This window comes from Bacillus cereus group sp. BfR-BA-01453 (genome assembly GCF_022662915.1).
In the GTDB taxonomy this organism is placed as follows: Bacteria; Bacillota; Bacilli; order Bacillales; family Bacillaceae_G; genus Bacillus_A; species Bacillus_A paranthracis.
This window is the reverse complement of the sequence record NZ_JAKUEN010000007.1, coordinates 26,554-42,663: the sequence shown is the minus strand read 5'-3', so window position 1 is coordinate 42,663 and position 16,110 is coordinate 26,554. Positions and strand designations below refer to the sequence as shown.

Below are 16,110 nucleotides of genomic sequence, written 5' to 3'. Positions count from 1 at the left end.
AGACTGAACCCGCAGCGGAGTGGAGGTTTATACATATGCCGAAAGTAAGGACAAAAGATTTAATTGAACAATTTCAATTGGAGTTAATAAGTGGTGAAGAAGGAATTCATCGTCCGATTGATACAAGTGATTTATCACGACCTGGAATTGAAATGGCAGGATTTTTTACATATTATCCAGCTGATCGCGTGCAGCTTCTTGGGAAGACGGAGCTAACGTTCTTTGACACGTTAACGTCAGAGCAAAAACAAGAGAGAATGAAAGCGCTTTGTACTGAGGAGACGCCATGTATTATTGTAACTCGTAATCAAGATGTACCAGATGAGTTGCTACAAGCATCGCGTGAATCGGGCATGCCTTTATTACGCTCTTCTCAAACGACAACGAGATTATCAAGTCGTTTAACAAATTATTTAGAAGGTAAGTTAGCACCAACAACAGCTGTTCATGGTGTGTTAGTAGATATTTACGGCGTTGGTGTTTTAATTACAGGACAAAGTGGTGTCGGTAAAAGTGAGACAGCTCTTGAGCTTGTAAAACGTGGTCACCGTCTTGTTGCGGATGATAGTGTAGAAATTCGCCAAGAAGATGAAGACATGTTAGTCGGAAGCTCACCAGATTTAATTGAGCATTTATTAGAAATTCGTGGTCTAGGCATTATTAACGTTATGACGTTATTCGGTGCAGGGGCAGTGCGAAATTATAAGCGTATTACACTTGTTATTAATCTTGAAATATGGGATCAAAAGAAAAATTATGATCGCTTAGGTCTTGATGAAGAGAAGATGAAGATTATTGATACAGAACTTACGAAGATTACACTTCCAGTTCGTCCTGGTCGAAACTTAGCTGTTATTATTGAAGTGGCAGCGATGAACTTCCGTTTAAAACGTATGGGAGTCAATGCGGCACAGCAGTTCTCAGAACGATTAATGAGTGCGATTGAGTTAGGAAATCAGGAGTAAACATTGGAGAGGGAGGTCATACATATGCTGTTAGGTTCTGTACCACAGCTTGACCGCGTAGCGATCCAACTTGGACCGTTTCCTGTTTATTGGTACGGGATTATTATCGGTACAGGTGTGCTATTAGGTCTTTGGCTAGCAACTCGCGAGGGAGAAAGGCTAGGTATTCCAAAAGATACATTTGTTGACCTTGTATTAATTGCAGTACCGATCGCTATTCTATTTGCGAGAATGTACTATGTTATTTTTGAATGGGAATATTACGCGCAAAATCCGAGTCAAATTATTAATATTCGTCAAGGTGGCTTGGCGATTCATGGTGGTTTAATCGGGGCTGTTATTACAGGGATTCTTTTTGCGAAACGCCGCGGGGTTTCATTCTGGAAGTTGGCTGATATTGCTGCACCGAGTATTTTACTAGGACAAGCAATTGGCCGATGGGGAAACTTTATGAACCAAGAGGCGCATGGTGATGAAGTAACGAGACAGTTTTTAGAAGGCCTTCATTTACCGGATTTCATTATTAATCAAATGTACATTGATGGTGTGTACTACCACCCGACGTTTTTATATGAATCGTTATGGAATTTTGCGGGAGTAATTCTATTACTTGCATTAAGAAAAGTAAATTTACGCCGCGGGGAATTATTCTTCACATATTTAATTTGGTATTCAGTAGGACGCTTCTTCGTAGAAGGGTTACGTACAGATAGTTTAATGCTAGGGCCACTTCGTATTGCACAAGTAATGTCAATTGGACTTGTTGTTATTTCTATTATTTTCATTATTGTGAGACGAAAAATGGGGCAAGCTGATAAAAGATATTTAGAAAATTAGAGAAAAGTAGCATCTTATTATAAGATGCTGCTTCTTTCATATTCAGGAAAGAGAAAGGACTAAGGCAATGAAAATAAATACAGTGTTATTTGATTTAGATGGAACGTTAATTAATACAAATGAACTTATTATTTCTTCTTTTTTACATACTTTACATACATATTATCCAAATCAATATAAGCGTGAGGATGTATTGCCATTTATCGGTCCATCTTTACATGATACTTTCAGCAAGATTGATGAAAGTAAGGTTGAAGAGTTAATTACAAGCTATCGTCAATTTAACCATGATCATCATGATGAATTAGTAGAAGAATATGAAACTGTATATGAAACAGTTCAAGAGTTGAAGAAGCAAGGTTATAAAGTTGGTATTGTTACAACGAAAGCGAGACAAACCGTTGAAATGGGATTAAAGTTTTCAAAGCTTGATGAGTTTTTTGATGTTGTTGTGACGATTGATGATGTCGAGCATGTGAAACCACATCCAGAGCCACTTCAAAAAGCGCTTCAGTTATTAGATGCGAAACCGGAAGAAGCATTGATGGTTGGGGATAATCATCATGATATTGTTGGCGGACAAAATGCGGGTACGAAAACAGCTGCGGTTTCATGGACATTGAAAGGTAGAGCGTATTTAGAGGCTTACAAGCCAGACTTTATGCTAGATAAAATGAGTGATTTATTGCCGATTTTGTCCGACATGAATCGTTCGTAAAGATAAGTAGAGGAGCGAGTCAAGTGCGACGGACAACGCGCTATCCTGTTTCAGGAGAAAATTCATTATGGAACGTGTATAAAACAGTGTCTTTTTGGAAGGTAATGAAGAATTTTATTATTATCCAAATTGCACGTTATACACCTTTTTTATCGGTCAAGAATTGGTTATACCGCACATTTTTGCGGATGAAAGTAGGAAAGAAAACATCGTTTGCGCTTATGGTAATGCCAGACATTATGTTCCCGGAAAAGATAACTGTAGGAGAAAATTCGATTATAGGCTATAATACAACGCTTTTAGCACATGAATATTTAATTCGAGAATATCGACTTGGAGAGATCGTTATAGGAAATGAAGTGATGATTGGAGCAAATACGACTATATTACCAGGTGTGAAAATTGGAGATGGTGCGATTGTTTCAGCTGGCACACTCGTTCATAAAGATGTACCGAGCGGTGCTTTCGTAGGTGGAAATCCAATGCGTGTTATTTATACAAAAGAAGAAATAGATGCTAGAGAAGGTTGATGCTAAAAATGTAACATTTCTCTTCTTTTTTAATGAATAAAAAGGAAATAATTGAGTATAATATACTGTTTTGTTTTTTACGGAATCGTTTATACTTATAGATAGAAGAATGTGTGAACGAAGAAAACAAAAAACTGGAGGATATATGGGGAAAAATCAAAGAATATATAAGGAGAACGGACAAGTTATCTCTTTTAATCAATTAGCGGGCTTCTTTTATAAAAAAGGGATGAGGGCTTACAAAGGACAAAAATTGCAAGATGCAATTAAATATTTTCGAAGAGCGGCACAAAGCGAGAAGGAGCCGTTTATTTTATGTCAATTAGCAACAGTATTATCTGAGGCTGGTGAATATCAAGAGTCGAATCAAACCTTCTTTAAGCTTGTTAGATCTAATCCAGAACTTGAACAATGTTATTATTTTATTGCAAATAATTATGCGTATATGGGTCTATTTCAGCAGGCGAAGAAGTATGCGGATCGCTATTTAGAAGTTGCAGAAGAGAAGGAATTTGTTGAAGATACATTAGAATTACTTGAAATTATGGAAGAAGAAGCGATGGGTGCGGAAGAGATTGAGGATGAAGATGATTTAATTGTTATGCAGGAAGAAGCCAATCGTTATATTCGTAACGGACAATTGGAAGAAGCAATTGCTACATTAGAAATTGTTACGAAAGACTATCCGGAATTTTGGTCGGGGCATAATAATTTAGCCATTGCGCATTTTCAATCTGGTAATGTAGATAAGGCGCTGAAATTAACGGAAATGATTTTAGAGAAAAATCCTGGTAATATACATGCGCTTTGTAATACGCTTATTTTTCTATATTCAATTGGAGAGCATAAACAAGTAGAGGCGTTAGCTGCTCAGTTAGTTTCGGTATATCCGATTTCGTTTGAACATCGTTTGAAACTTGGGACGACACTTGCAACAATTGGTCATTTCGAGCCTGCATATAAATGGTTCAAATTATTAAAGCGTCAAGGATACGAGGGGGACGTTAGTTTTTATTATTGGTTTGCATATTCTGCGTATATGGTAAAAGATCAGCAAGTAGCTGAAAAAATGTGGCAACATGTTGTAGAATTGCACCCTGATAAAAAGGGAAAAGAACCGTGGAATGCATTGAATTTAGCGGATGAAGGACAAAATGTGTTATTTGAAGAATTACGAAAATCATTCCAGCAAAGTGCGACGCTAGAGGAACAAATGCTAGCTTTATATTTAATGAATGAATTATCAACGCCGGAGAAGGTTGGATTCTTCTTTGATGTAACGCAGGCGAAGAATGGTGTTCCGATCGTATCGCAACTTGCAAAGTATTTCTTTTTACTGAGTAGCCATAAGAGTATTCCAGCTGATTTACAGCAATTTGAACAGTGCGCGCGAATCGCGGATGCTTTATACAATTATACGAAAAAAGATGATGAATTAATCGAAGAGTGTTTACAATTTTGGTTTTGTACGTTCATACGTTTATATACATCTGGGGCAGTTTTTACAAATGTATACGGCTGGTCAGCTGCGGTTGAATATATCGTACGTAGCGAACAAGGAAATAAGATGACACAGTCGGAGCTCGGAGATGTATATAATGTATCTGTAGCGACTGTTCGAAAGTATGTGCAAGCTGTTAAGCGTACGCACACATAAGTAAGCAAATCATTGGGAAAAAAATGATGCGAACAGTATAATGAGGGTAACTTAATTGTGTAGGAATGAATAGGAGTGAATAGTGTGTCAGAAGAAAAAATTTATGATGTCATTATTATTGGTGCAGGACCAGCTGGTATGACAGCTGCAGTATATACATCTCGTGCGAATTTAAGCACATTAATGCTTGAGCGTGGTATTCCAGGCGGACAAATGGCAAATACAGAAGATGTAGAAAACTACCCAGGTTATGAGTCTATTTTAGGACCAGACTTATCAAATAAAATGTTCGAGCATGCGAAGAAATTTGGTGCTGAATATGCATACGGTGATGTGAAAGAAGTCATCGATGGTAAAGAATACAAAACAATTATTGCTGGTAAAAAAGAATATAAAGCACGTGCAATTATCGTTGCAAGTGGTGCAGAGTATAAAAAAATTGGTGTACCAGGTGAAACAGAACTTGGCGGCCGCGGTGTATCATATTGTGCGGTATGTGATGGCGCATTCTTTAAAGGTAAAGAACTTGTAGTTATCGGCGGCGGAGATTCTGCTGTTGAAGAGGGTGTGTTCTTAACACGCTTCGCATCAAAAGTAACGATCGTTCACCGTCGTGACACGCTTCGTGCACAGAAAATTTTACAAGATCGTGCTTTCCAAAACGAAAAAGTAGACTTCATTTGGAACCACACAATAAAAGAAATTAATGAAGCAAATGGTAAAGTAGGAAGTGTAACACTTGTAGATGTAAACAGTGGAGAAGAGAAAGAAGTCAAAACTGACGGCGTATTCGTATACATTGGTATGTTACCACTATCAAAACCATTTGTTGAGCTAGGTATTACAAATGAAAATGGTTACCTTGAAACAAACGAGCGTATGGAAACGAAAGTTCCTGGTATTTTCGCAGCAGGTGATGTTCGTGAAAAAATGCTACGTCAAATTGTAACTGCAACAGGTGACGGTAGTATTGCAGCACAAAGTGCACAACATTACGTAGAAGAATTATTAGAAGAACTAAAAACTGTATCAGAAAAATAAGGGATAATATACCTTTTGAGAAGAAAGCTACCGATAGGAGCTTTCTTCTTTTTTTGTGTGAAAATGTCAAAGTTTTGTCAAAAAATATTGGGATTATAAGCTTTCTTATTGATATACTGGACTTTACGGAAAAAATCACTATAAGAAATGAGGAATTTATTCAGTATGGAATGGCGTAATATATATCGTGGATTTTGTATGGGCGTTAGTGATTTAATTCCTGGTGTGAGCGGCGGTACAATCGCTGTTGTGTTAGGGATTTATGAACAATTGCTTGCGGCAATTAGTGGATTCTTTAGTCGTGAATGGAAAAAACATTTAGGGTTTTTAATTCCACTTGCAGCTGGTGTGGCAGCAGCGTTTTTAACGTTAAGTCATGTTATTAAATATTTACTTGCAAATCATTATGAACCGACTCAATTTTTCTTTCTCGGTTTAATTATTAGCATATTACCGATGTTAATGAGAGAAGCTGATGCAAAGTCGTCGTTTAAAGGTAAGCACATTGTTTTATTAATCGTTGCAGCAATTCTTGTTGCGATCACAGCTTTCTTTAAACCAGATAAGACAGCAGATCCAATTACGACGTTAACAATTTTAAATGCAATTGGTTTATTTTTCGCAGGATGGATGGCTAGTATGGCTATGTTACTTCCTGGAATTAGCGGATCATTTATTTTATTAATTATTGGTGTTTATCCAACAGCAATTAATGCTTTAACTACACTCAACTTACCTTTAATCGCAGTTATTGGTGCTGGTGTTATGGTAGGGTTTGTTGTAAGTAGTAAAGGAATTAGTTTCTTATTAGATCGTTATAAAAGTATGACATTTGCGGCAATTATTGGACTAGTTATCGGTTCGATTGTAATTGTGTTCCCTGGTATTCCAACTGGAGGATTTTCAATTATAAGTTCAATTATTACCTTTATTTTAGGATTTGCGATTGTTACTTATTTCGGTAAGAAGTAAGGGCTGGAGTCCCCTTGGCGATAAAAGTCGTTAAGGGGATTTTTCATGCTATTCACGGAAAGTCCAGGCATTTACATTGCTTGTTATAAAAAGCTTTTTTAAAATTGTTGAGTAGCAGTGCTTAGCGAAAGGGGGACTGGCTCCTTCGTTGTAGCAAACTGTTTTTGATAGTATAATGAAATGAGTATGCAGTGAGAAATTTGCTGCAAGTAGCTGAGGTGAAGAAACATGCAAAGAGTGACAAACTGTGTGTTAATTAGAGATAATGAAGTACTCTTACTCCAAAAACCTCGCCGGAATTGGTGGGTTGCACCAGGCGGGAAAATGGAGCGTGGTGAGACTGTAAGGGATTCCGTTGTTCGCGAGTATCGTGAAGAAACAGGTATTTATTTAAAGAACCCAGCGTTAAAGGGGGTCTTCACCTTTGTCATCCAAGAAGGTGATAAAGTTGTTTCTGAATGGATGATGTTCTCCTTTTTAGCGACAGATTTTGCAGGAGAAAACAAACTAGAGAGCGAAGAAGGCATCATTGGTTGGCATACATTTGATAAAATTGATGATTTAGCAATGGCACCAGGAGATTATCACATTATTGATTATTTAATTAAAGGAAATGGCATAATCTACGGTACATTTGTATATACCCCAGATTTTGAGTTGCTTTCATATCGATTAGATCCGAGTTAAACCGTCAAGGAGAGGATACGATGACAGAGAATAATGATATAAAAATGGTAATTATTACAGGAATGTCTGGAGCTGGAAAGACAGTAGCTTTACAAAGTTTTGAAGATTTAGGATATTTCTGTGTGGATAATTTACCACCGATGTTATTGCCAAAGTTTATTGAGCTTATGGCGGATTCAAAAGGAAAAATGAATAAAGTAGCACTTGGTATTGATTTACGTGGCCGAGAGTTTTTCGAACATTTATGGGAAGCGCTTGATGATTTATCAGAACGTACATGGATTATTCCTCATATTTTATTCTTAGATGCGAAAGATAGCACACTTGTAACTCGTTATAAAGAAACGAGACGCTCGCATCCACTTGCACCAACTGGTCTGCCGTTAAAGGGAATCGAAGCAGAGCGTAATTTATTAACAGATATGAAGGCACGCGCGAATATTGTGCTTGATACATCTGATTTAAAACCGAAAGAATTACGTGAAAAAATTGTTCACCTATTTTCAACTGAAACTGAGCAAGCATTTCGTGTAAATGTTATGTCATTTGGATTTAAGTACGGTATTCCAATTGATGCAGATTTAGTATTTGATGTTCGTTTTTTACCAAATCCATATTACATTCCACATATGAAGCCATTAACAGGACTAGATGAAGAAGTTTCATCGTATGTGCTGAAATTTAATGAGACGCATAAGTTTTTAGAAAAGTTGACGGATCTGATTACTTTCATGCTGCCTCATTATAAAAGAGAAGGCAAAAGTCAACTTGTAATTGCAATTGGATGTACAGGTGGACAGCATCGTTCTGTTACGCTTACAGAATACCTTGGGAAACATTTGAAACCAGAGTATAGTGTTCATGTATCTCATCGTGATGTGGAGAAGAGAAAGGGCCATTAAGGGATGAAAAAAGAGAGAAAGCCTAAAATTGTCATTATGGGAGGCGGAACTGGACTCTCTGTTTTATTAAGAGGATTAAAGCAATATCCTGTTGATATTACAGCAGTTGTTACAATCGCTGATGATGGTGGCAGTTCAGGTAGATTACGTGATGAGCTAGAAATTCCACCTCCAGGTGACATTCGTAACGTACTTGTTGCGTTATCAGATGTAGAGCCACTGGTGGAAGCTTTATTTCAGCATCGTTTCACAACGGGAGATGGGCTGAAAGGTCATGCGTTAGGAAATTTATTATTGGCAGGTATGACCTCGATTACAGGAGACTTCTTCCATGCTATTACAGAAACGAGTAAAGTTTTAAATGTTAGAGGACGTGTATTGCCAGCAGCGAATCAAAGTGCAGTACTACATGCGGAACTAGAAGACGGAGAAATTGTAACAGGTGAATCAAAGATTCCTTATTTCGGAAAGAAAATTAACCGTGTCTTTTTAACTCCAGAAGATGTAGAGCCGTTACATGAAACGTTGACTGAAATTAAACGAGCTGATTTACTTGTTTTCGGTCCAGGAAGTTTGTATACGAGTATATTACCGAATTTAGTTGTTAACAAAATTGGGGACGCTGTTCTTGCTGCAAAAGCAAAGAAGGTATATGTGTGTAATGTTATGACGCAAGCTGGTGAAACGATGGGATATACTGCGTTTGACCATGTGCAGGCGTTACATGATCATTTAGGTGAACCATTTATCGATACTGCAATTGTAAATAACCGTGATATTCCTTGTGAATTACGTCAGTTATATGAGGAAGAAATGTCGGCGCCAGTTGTAGTAGATGAAGAGCGTTTTACTGAAAACAATATTAATGTGATTCAAGATCAATTAGCGAAGTATGATGACCGTGTTGTAAGACACGATACATTAAAACTAGCTTCTATTTTATATTCACTGTTGTAGATGTGCGTTGCCTCGTTTGAGGTAACGCTCCTCATTTCATATAGGACAAGATTTTTGTTCCACAATAATCGTATAAGGAGGTGTTGGCTGTGTCATTTGCATCAGAAACAAAGAAAGAGTTGACGAATCTAGAGATGAAGGAATGCTGTGAGAAAGCAGAATTATCAGCGTTACTTCGTATGAACGGATCGCTTTCTTTTTCAAATCGTCGTCTATCAATCGATATTCAAACGGAAAATGCGGCAATTGCAAGAAGGATTTATACGCTTTTGAAAAAAGGATATGACGTGACGGTAGAATTACTTGTTCGTAAAAAAATGCGATTGAAGAAAAACAATGTATATATCGTAAGGCTTGTTGAGAAGTCACGCGAAATATTAGCTGATCTTCATATCGTTCGAGACGACTTTTCATTTATTCGAAATATATCACAAGAATTAATTGAGAAGAAATGTTGTAAACGATCGTATTTACGCGGTGCATTTTTAGCAGGTGGTTCAGTAAATAACCCAGAAACATCATCTTATCATTTAGAGATCTTTTCGTTATATAAGGAACATAATGATGCTATATGTGAACTGATGAACGGATTTGATTTAAATAGTAAGACGTTGGAAAGAAGAAAAGGGTACATTACGTATTTGAAAGAAGCAGAAAAGATTACAGAGTTTTTAAATATTATAGGTGCTCATAATGCACTTTTAAGATTTGAAGACATTCGAATCGTACGTGATATGCGTAATTCTGTAAATCGCTTAGTGAACTGCGAAACAGCTAATTTAAATAAAACAATTGGTGCAGCGCTAAGACAGATTGAAAATATCCGTTATATTGATGAGACGGTTGGTCTTGATATATTGCCGGATAAACTACGAGAAATTGCGCAATTAAGAAGAGATTATCAAGATGTAACATTGAAAGAGTTAGGTGAGATGGTATCCGGGGGGAAAATTAGTAAATCGGGTATTAATCATCGTTTGCGTAAAATCGATGATATTGCAGAGAAATTACGCGCGGGGGAAACGGTAGCAAAAAAATAAGAGGTTAAAGGGGAAATGGAGCTGTGGTTCAAAAAAGAGTTAAGGTTTCATTAAAAAACGGTTTACAAGCACGTCCGGCTGCGTTGTTTGTACAAGAGGCCAATCGCTTTCATGCAGATATTTTCATCGAAAAAGATGGGAAGACAGTAAATGCAAAGAGCATAATGGGGATTATGAGCTTAGCAATTGGAACTGGTAGCATGATAACAATTACAACAGAAGGTTCAGATGCAGAAGAGGCTTTAGAAGCATTAGCTGCATATGTACAATAAGAAGCTATCGCGTATGTGCGATAGCTTTTTTGTTGTTTGGGGCTTGTTGGTGGGGGTATGTGGGATGTACGTTCTTGTCGAGAATTGTCGGTAAGTCGATAAGTTGTGTCGAAAAGTCGATATATTAAAATAATCGCCGATATAATTGGAGTTACGGTCGATATATTTGAAAAATCGCCGATATATTTCGGTTGATACTAGGTGGGGTATGCGGGCGGAGAACAGCATATAAAAAAAGCGCCCTGTTATAGGGCGCTTTCGCTTTTAATCTATCCAGCTCCAGCGGTTGTTTCGCTTTTACATTCGAGGCAAAAATCGCCTCGGAATCAGGGGCTCCATCGCCCTGCGATTCTGAACGAGCCGCTTCCGCTTTTAATTATATCCAGCTCCAGCGGCTAGAATGGTCGGTGGCTTCGCTTCTTCCGTCGAGGTAAAAAGCACCTCTTTGTCAGAAGCTCCATCCTCCTCCCATTCTGAACGAGCCGCTTCCGCTTTTAATTAATTAACGATTTGTAAAGATCTTATCGATTAAACCGTATTCTAAAGCTTTTTCTGCTGTCATGAAGTTGTCGCGGTCTGTGTCGCGTTGTAGTACTTCAAGTGGTTGACCTGTGCGGTCAGCAAGAATTTGGTTTAGTTTTTCACGTAAGAATAGGATACGTTTAGCAGCGATTTCGATTTCAGTCGCTTGACCTTGTGCACCACCAAGTGGTTGGTGAATCATTACTTCACTGTTTGGAAGTGCATAACGTTTTCCTTTTTCACCTGCTGCAAGTAAGAATGCACCCATAGATGCAGCCATACCGATACAGATTGTTGATACTTGCGGTTTAATAAACTGCATTGTATCGTAAATTGCCATACCTGCTGTGATAGAACCACCAGGGCTGTTGATGTAGATGTGAATATCTTTTTCTGGATCTTGAGATTCCAAGAATAAAAGCTGGGAAACGATTGAGTTAGCTACGTTGTCATCAATTGCGCTACCAAGCATAATGATGCGGTCTTTTAATAGTCGAGAGTAAATATCGTAAGCGCGTTCTCCACGATTTGTTTGTTCAATTACTGTAGGAATTAAATTCATCTGTTATTTCCTCCTTATAAAGCTTTCTTAGTCTTATAATACAATTATGGTCAATAAAGGTCAAACAAAACCACTTTAAATCAAAAAAATATGTAGTTGTACCATGAAATATTCGCTATGTTTTTGAAATTCCCTGCTTATGTATCTTCAACATCATAACCGAATTACATAAATTTAAACGTTATAAAAACTGTAGAAAAAAAGAAAAGAACGCCTTTTGACTGAAGCGTTCTTTCGATATCTATTCTTTTAAAAGATAGGTTACTTTATTTAAAATCTTTTCGATTTGTTTCGCGTTTTTACTATACATTTCGCTTGCTGATTTCGACTTTGTTTCTAAGGAAAATAGTTCAAGATCAGCATGACATTTTTTTAAAGATGCCAATAATAAAGGTTTGTTTTGAGGAGAAGGCATTTGTAGTTTGTCATTATAAATGTCGATAGTAAGTTGTCCATATGAATCCACTTGACCGAGAAAGACGTTTTCAATGACAACACCGAGTTTTTCTAGTTCAGCATGTAGCCAAGCTCGGTTATGTCCACTTGCGGAAAGTGGTTCATCTAGTACATTTCCATCCATAATAACAGTTTGAGGTTCTTTTTCATTGGGCACTTTTAAACCGAGATCTTTTGCAGTAAGTGGCTGAAAATCTTTCTTTAATAATACATTTAATTCTCCGCTCGGCTCTAAGACAGCAAATTCAACTTCAGCTATACTAAATGCACCATTTCCTCTAAGAAGCTCAAGTAACTCATCACTTGTATATTTCTCTTTCTTTAAATTATCTTCGAGTACTTTCCCATCTTTTATTAACACGGTTGATTTTCCTTCAAAGAAATCTCTAGCGGCTTTGTTTTTTAAGGAAAGAATACCAACAAAAAAAGGTACCGAGGCGAAAATAAGTATAGCAAAGACGCCGTGAAAAAATTTTGAATCGAGCCCTGTAGATACTTGGGCAGCGATGTCACCGATTGTCATTCCGGCTATGTATTCAAAAAAGGAGAGCTGAGAGATTTGTCTTTTCCCTAACCATTTCGTAATAGCGAATAAAATAATTAATATGAATACAGAGCGAAGAATGACAAGTGTCCATTCCGGCAGGTGAGACATAGTCATTTCCTCCAGTCTACTTAAAACCCTTTATATTGAGGTTCTTCACGTTCTAATACTGAAACTCTATTTTGTAAATCAGCGATGATGCTGTCCATTTCTAACATACATTCATGAAATACACGTTTTGATTCTGCGTCCTGTGAATGTAGTGAAAGGGAGCTTAAACTTGCTTGAGCGCCTCTTACACTAGCAAGGCAGGTTTTGACGCTAGCGATAACTGTCATACGAACACCTTATCCTTTCGGTTTGAATAGCAATGCTCCGATGAAGCCGAAAATAATAGCTGCGGATACACCGGCGCTTGTTACTTTAAACATGCCGGTAATAACGCCAACGATGCCATGTTTTGCGGCTTCTTCCATTGCACCGTGAACGAGGGCATTACCAAAGCTTGTAATAGGTACGGTTGCCCCAGCTCCAGCGAAGTCAATTAATGGTTCATACAAATTGAATCCATCTAATATAGCTCCAGCAACAACGAGTGTTGCCATTGTATGAGCGGGTGTTAGTTTGCCGACATCAAACATAAGTTGGCCGATTACACATATGAGTCCGCCAATGACGAAAGCCCAGAAAAAAATCATTGCGTTGCACCTCCGAATTCAATTGAAACGGCGTGAGCGATGCACGGAATCGTTTCTTCTTGTTGGAATGTAAGTGGAGATAGTAAAGCGCCTGTCGCAACGACAAGTATTTTTTTGAACTCTCCTCTTTTCATTCTGTTTAATAAATGACCGTACACGACTGTTGCGGAACATCCTGGTCCACTAGCACCAGCTATGACAGGTTGCCCTTCTCTATAAATGAGTAGCCCGCAATCTTGAAACTGTTCGCTCGTTACTTTCGTTCCATGTTTATGTAGTAAGTCATAAGCAATTTCGCGTCCTACATGGCCAAGATCGCCTGTTACGATTAAATCGTAGTAAGAGGCGTCAATTTGGCGTTCGCGTAGGTGGGCCTCAATTGTATCGACGGCAGCTGGAGCCATTGCGCCTCCCATATTAAACGGATCCGTTAATCCCATATCAACTACTTTTCCGATTGTTGCGGACGTTACCCTAGGACCGTGTCCAGTATCACTTAAAATAGCGGCCCCTGCTCCAGTTACTGTCCACTGCGCGGTAGGTGGCTTTTGTCCACCATATTCGGTAGGGTAGCGGAACTGTTTTTCTACAGCGGTGTTATGACTTGATGCCCCGGTTAATAAATATTTTGCGCCTTTTGCATTTACGATACTTGCTCCAAGTGCTAAACCTTCCATAGAAGTAGAACAAGCACCGAATAGTCCGAGATAAGGAGTGCCCAGTGTACGGCAAGCAAAGCTTGTAGGGGTAATTTGATTAATTAAATCTCCTGCGAGTACAAATTGAATATCATCTTTACGAAGTTCTGCTTTTTCAGTGGCGCGGCTACAAGCTTCTTCGAACAAAATTTTATGTGCTTTTTCATAGGAATCTTGTCCGAGCCATAAATCTTCATGAAGGATATCGAAGTCTTCTGGGATTTTCCCTTTTGCTTCAAACGGTCCGCCAACGACTCCAGTTGAAATGATAACTGGTTTGTTTTCAAATACCCACGTTCGGTGTCCTTGTAACATTTATAGCCCTCCCCATTGAACGAGAATCGTTTTAATAAGTGCGATGACGAAAGCTGAAAATACACCAAATAAAATAACGGAGCCGGCTAATTTGAACATGTTACCGCCAACGCCAAGGACAAACCCTTCCGTCCGGTGTTCGATACATGCGGCGACAACAGAGTTACCAAATCCAGTGACAGGTACAGCTGTCCCAGCACCTGCAAATTGACCGAGACGATCATATACGCCGAACCCAGTTAGTAACATCGAGATGAAAATAAGAGTTGCTACTGTTGGATTCCCTGCTGAGCGCTCAGTGAAATCGAAATACGTAATATAAAAAGTAGAAATGAGTTGCCCAATTAGGCAAATGAAACCACCAACGAAAAAGGCTTTTATACAGTTTTTTAAGACAGGACGCTTCGGTTCGCGTTCTTGTTCGAATTTTTTATACTCCTGTTGTACAGGGGTTAAGTTTTTATCTTTACTAGACATTGCAATCCTTCCTTTTCTTTTAAAAAGCGTTAAGTGTTAGACTCCATTTTTTTACCAATGAATTTTAATTGTTTATTAATTTCATCTTTAGATACTTCTTTTTCCTTAATTTTTCTTTCGAGTTTTTCGAGTAACATAAAGATTTTTTTATCTGTACTGACACGAACATCGAAAGTAGGGTGTTCATCACTTAGTTGCTTTTGAAGCTTTTTACGCAGCGGTTTTAATCCAAACCTTTCGTGATGCTCCGGTAGAACTGCTATGTAGAGATCTAAGTTTGAATTCACTGCTGTGCTTTTTATAATTTCATCCATAGCGAGAGCTCTTTTCTTCGCTCCTTGTGATATAGATTGATTAAAGGATTCCGTACTCGTCTTTGTTAACTTTGGGCCTTTTTCTTTCTCCGTTCGTTTCGCTTCTTCTTTCACTTTTTTATCTAAAGGACTATTATCACATCCAGTAAAAGAGCTAAATAGAAGGGCAAATAATGCGGTTATGAGGCCGAGTTTTCGCATAATTATCATTCCATTTCTATTGCAATATGTAATGTGATAGAAAAAGGATGACTGCATATCATCCTTTTTCTATTTCACAGCATGACGAATCCGTTATTGCTGTGAGTATTGTGGTTCTTCTTGTTGGACTTCTTCAACGCGTGGGTTTAAAGAATCGATAATCGTTTGTGTTTGCTGTGCAGCTGTTTGGAAAAGTTGCTTAGCTTGTTGGTTATCCGTATCAAGAGCGAAACCCTCTAAGCTAGCTTGTGCACTTTTTAATCCAGAAACAGTTTGCTTTAATTTTGTAATTACAGTCATTGAATGAAGCCCCCTTTGGAATATCAATTCAAAGATTATAATTTGTGAGTTGGGTTGAATTTATGATTGGAAAATTTAGGGGTGGGTGCTTTGTTAATATACTCATAACTAAGCGGCATAAAGGATTACGGGGATATTTTTATTGATTTAGATGGATTTTATTGCTATTATTATGAGAAGAAAATGAAGTGTTTTCTATTATCATGCGCCCATAGCTCAGTCGGATAGAGCGGTGGTTTCCGGTACCACGTCTGCCGGGGGTTCGAATCCCTCTGGGCGCGTCAAAAAGTCCTAACTTACGTTTTGTAGGTTAGGACTTTTTTATTTCCCTCTTGTTATATCTGATAATAAGATTTACTATTAGTACTTGATTATAATTTAATTCCGTTATTATTTTCTTTCAATATTATTCAAATTTCGGTTTTAAGTTGTAAATCTCATTAAT

Annotated in this window: 20 protein-coding genes and 1 tRNA gene; 13 read left to right on the top strand and 8 right to left on the bottom strand. The window is 38.0% G+C overall.

Annotation, left to right across the window (positions count from 1 at the left end; genetic code table 11):
* Positions 1 to 35: 35 nt before the first annotated feature.
* The 12 genes from hprK to MR070_RS15550 all read left to right on the top strand — a co-directional run bounded on the left by hprK (position 36) and on the right by MR070_RS15550 (position 10,578).
* On the top strand, positions 36 to 965 hold the full coding sequence (gene hprK / locus MR070_RS15605) for an HPr(Ser) kinase/phosphatase (protein ID WP_001127250.1): 930 nt from the start codon (positions 36 to 38) through the stop codon (positions 963 to 965).
* Between the two features lie 24 nt (positions 966 to 989).
* Positions 990 to 1,802, top strand: coding sequence for a prolipoprotein diacylglyceryl transferase (gene lgt, locus MR070_RS15600; protein ID WP_000924232.1), 813 nt, complete (start codon positions 990 to 992; stop codon positions 1,800 to 1,802).
* Positions 1,803 to 1,869: 67 nt separating this feature from the next.
* Positions 1,870 to 2,520, top strand: coding sequence for a pyrophosphatase PpaX (gene ppaX / locus MR070_RS15595; RefSeq protein WP_000700954.1), 651 nt, complete (start codon positions 1,870 to 1,872; stop codon positions 2,518 to 2,520).
* Positions 2,521 to 2,543: 23 nt separating this feature from the next.
* A complete protein-coding gene (locus MR070_RS15590; RefSeq protein WP_070807161.1) occupies positions 2,544 to 3,050 on the top strand; it encodes an acyltransferase in 507 nt (168 codons plus the stop codon).
* 145 nt (positions 3,051 to 3,195) lie between these two features.
* Complete coding sequence (locus MR070_RS15585) at positions 3,196 to 4,707, top strand: tetratricopeptide repeat protein (protein WP_242261588.1); 1,512 nt, start codon at positions 3,196 to 3,198, stop codon at positions 4,705 to 4,707.
* Between the two features lie 84 nt (positions 4,708 to 4,791).
* Positions 4,792 to 5,748 carry a thioredoxin-disulfide reductase gene (trxB, locus tag MR070_RS15580; protein ID WP_001288072.1) on the top strand — a complete coding sequence of 319 codons (957 nt, stop codon included), beginning with the start codon at positions 4,792 to 4,794 and terminating at the stop codon, positions 5,746 to 5,748.
* A gap of 165 nt (positions 5,749 to 5,913) precedes the next feature.
* On the top strand, positions 5,914 to 6,720 hold the full coding sequence (locus tag MR070_RS15575) for a DUF368 domain-containing protein (RefSeq protein WP_000455203.1): 807 nt from the start codon (positions 5,914 to 5,916) through the stop codon (positions 6,718 to 6,720).
* Positions 6,721 to 6,948: 228 nt separating this feature from the next.
* Entirely contained in the window at positions 6,949 to 7,407 is a 459-nt protein-coding gene (locus tag MR070_RS15570) for an NUDIX hydrolase (protein WP_001190080.1), read from the top strand.
* 20 nt (positions 7,408 to 7,427) lie between these two features.
* The gene (gene rapZ, locus MR070_RS15565) at positions 7,428 to 8,309 is read left to right on the top strand and encodes an RNase adapter RapZ (protein ID WP_000138457.1); all 882 of its coding nucleotides are present in this window, start codon (positions 7,428 to 7,430) and stop codon (positions 8,307 to 8,309) included.
* 3 nt (positions 8,310 to 8,312) lie between these two features.
* A complete protein-coding gene (locus MR070_RS15560) occupies positions 8,313 to 9,266 on the top strand; it encodes a gluconeogenesis factor YvcK family protein (RefSeq protein WP_000712175.1) in 954 nt (317 codons plus the stop codon).
* A gap of 89 nt (positions 9,267 to 9,355) precedes the next feature.
* Positions 9,356 to 10,306 (top strand): DNA-binding protein WhiA, encoded by a 951-nt coding sequence (whiA, locus tag MR070_RS15555; RefSeq protein ID WP_000006561.1) that lies wholly within the window; start codon positions 9,356 to 9,358, stop codon positions 10,304 to 10,306.
* A gap of 23 nt (positions 10,307 to 10,329) precedes the next feature.
* Entirely contained in the window at positions 10,330 to 10,578 is a 249-nt protein-coding gene (locus MR070_RS15550; RefSeq protein ID WP_000250306.1) for an HPr family phosphocarrier protein, read from the top strand.
* Between the two features lie 502 nt (positions 10,579 to 11,080).
* On the opposite strand, the gene clpP is transcribed toward MR070_RS15550, so the two are convergent.
* The 8 genes from clpP to MR070_RS15510 all read right to left on the bottom strand — a co-directional run bounded on the left by clpP (position 11,081) and on the right by MR070_RS15510 (position 15,665).
* A complete protein-coding gene (clpP, locus tag MR070_RS15545) occupies positions 11,081 to 11,662 on the bottom strand; it encodes an ATP-dependent Clp endopeptidase proteolytic subunit ClpP (protein ID WP_001049162.1) in 582 nt (193 codons plus the stop codon).
* Positions 11,663 to 11,903: 241 nt separating this feature from the next.
* Positions 11,904 to 12,773, bottom strand: coding sequence for a DUF421 domain-containing protein (locus MR070_RS15540; RefSeq protein ID WP_044790919.1), 870 nt, complete (start codon positions 12,771 to 12,773; stop codon positions 11,904 to 11,906).
* Positions 12,774 to 12,793: 20 nt separating this feature from the next.
* The gene (locus tag MR070_RS15535) at positions 12,794 to 13,000 is read right to left on the bottom strand and encodes a DUF1657 domain-containing protein (RefSeq protein WP_000215900.1); all 207 of its coding nucleotides are present in this window, start codon (positions 12,998 to 13,000) and stop codon (positions 12,794 to 12,796) included.
* A 9-nt stretch (positions 13,001 to 13,009) separates the two neighbouring features.
* Positions 13,010 to 13,360, bottom strand: coding sequence for a stage V sporulation protein AE (gene spoVAE, locus MR070_RS15530; RefSeq protein WP_000575919.1), 351 nt, complete (start codon positions 13,358 to 13,360; stop codon positions 13,010 to 13,012).
* Positions 13,357 to 14,373, bottom strand: a complete 1,017-nt coding sequence (gene spoVAD / locus MR070_RS15525) for a stage V sporulation protein AD (RefSeq protein ID WP_000938952.1) — start codon at positions 14,371 to 14,373, stop codon at positions 13,357 to 13,359. The genes spoVAE and spoVAD overlap by 4 nt, the downstream gene beginning before the upstream one ends.
* Positions 14,374 to 14,850 carry a stage V sporulation protein AC gene (gene spoVAC / locus MR070_RS15520; protein ID WP_000095407.1) on the bottom strand — a complete coding sequence of 159 codons (477 nt, stop codon included), beginning with the start codon at positions 14,848 to 14,850 and terminating at the stop codon, positions 14,374 to 14,376.
* Positions 14,851 to 14,879: 29 nt separating this feature from the next.
* Complete coding sequence (locus MR070_RS15515) at positions 14,880 to 15,365, bottom strand: YhcN/YlaJ family sporulation lipoprotein (protein WP_001228544.1); 486 nt, start codon at positions 15,363 to 15,365, stop codon at positions 14,880 to 14,882.
* Positions 15,366 to 15,458: 93 nt separating this feature from the next.
* Complete coding sequence (locus MR070_RS15510; RefSeq protein ID WP_000216166.1) at positions 15,459 to 15,665, bottom strand: DUF1657 domain-containing protein; 207 nt, start codon at positions 15,663 to 15,665, stop codon at positions 15,459 to 15,461.
* A gap of 205 nt (positions 15,666 to 15,870) precedes the next feature.
* Here MR070_RS15510 and MR070_RS15505 point away from each other — a divergent pair.
* Positions 15,871 to 15,946 (top strand) — tRNA-Arg (locus tag MR070_RS15505).
* Positions 15,947 to 16,110: the final 164 nt, after the last annotated feature.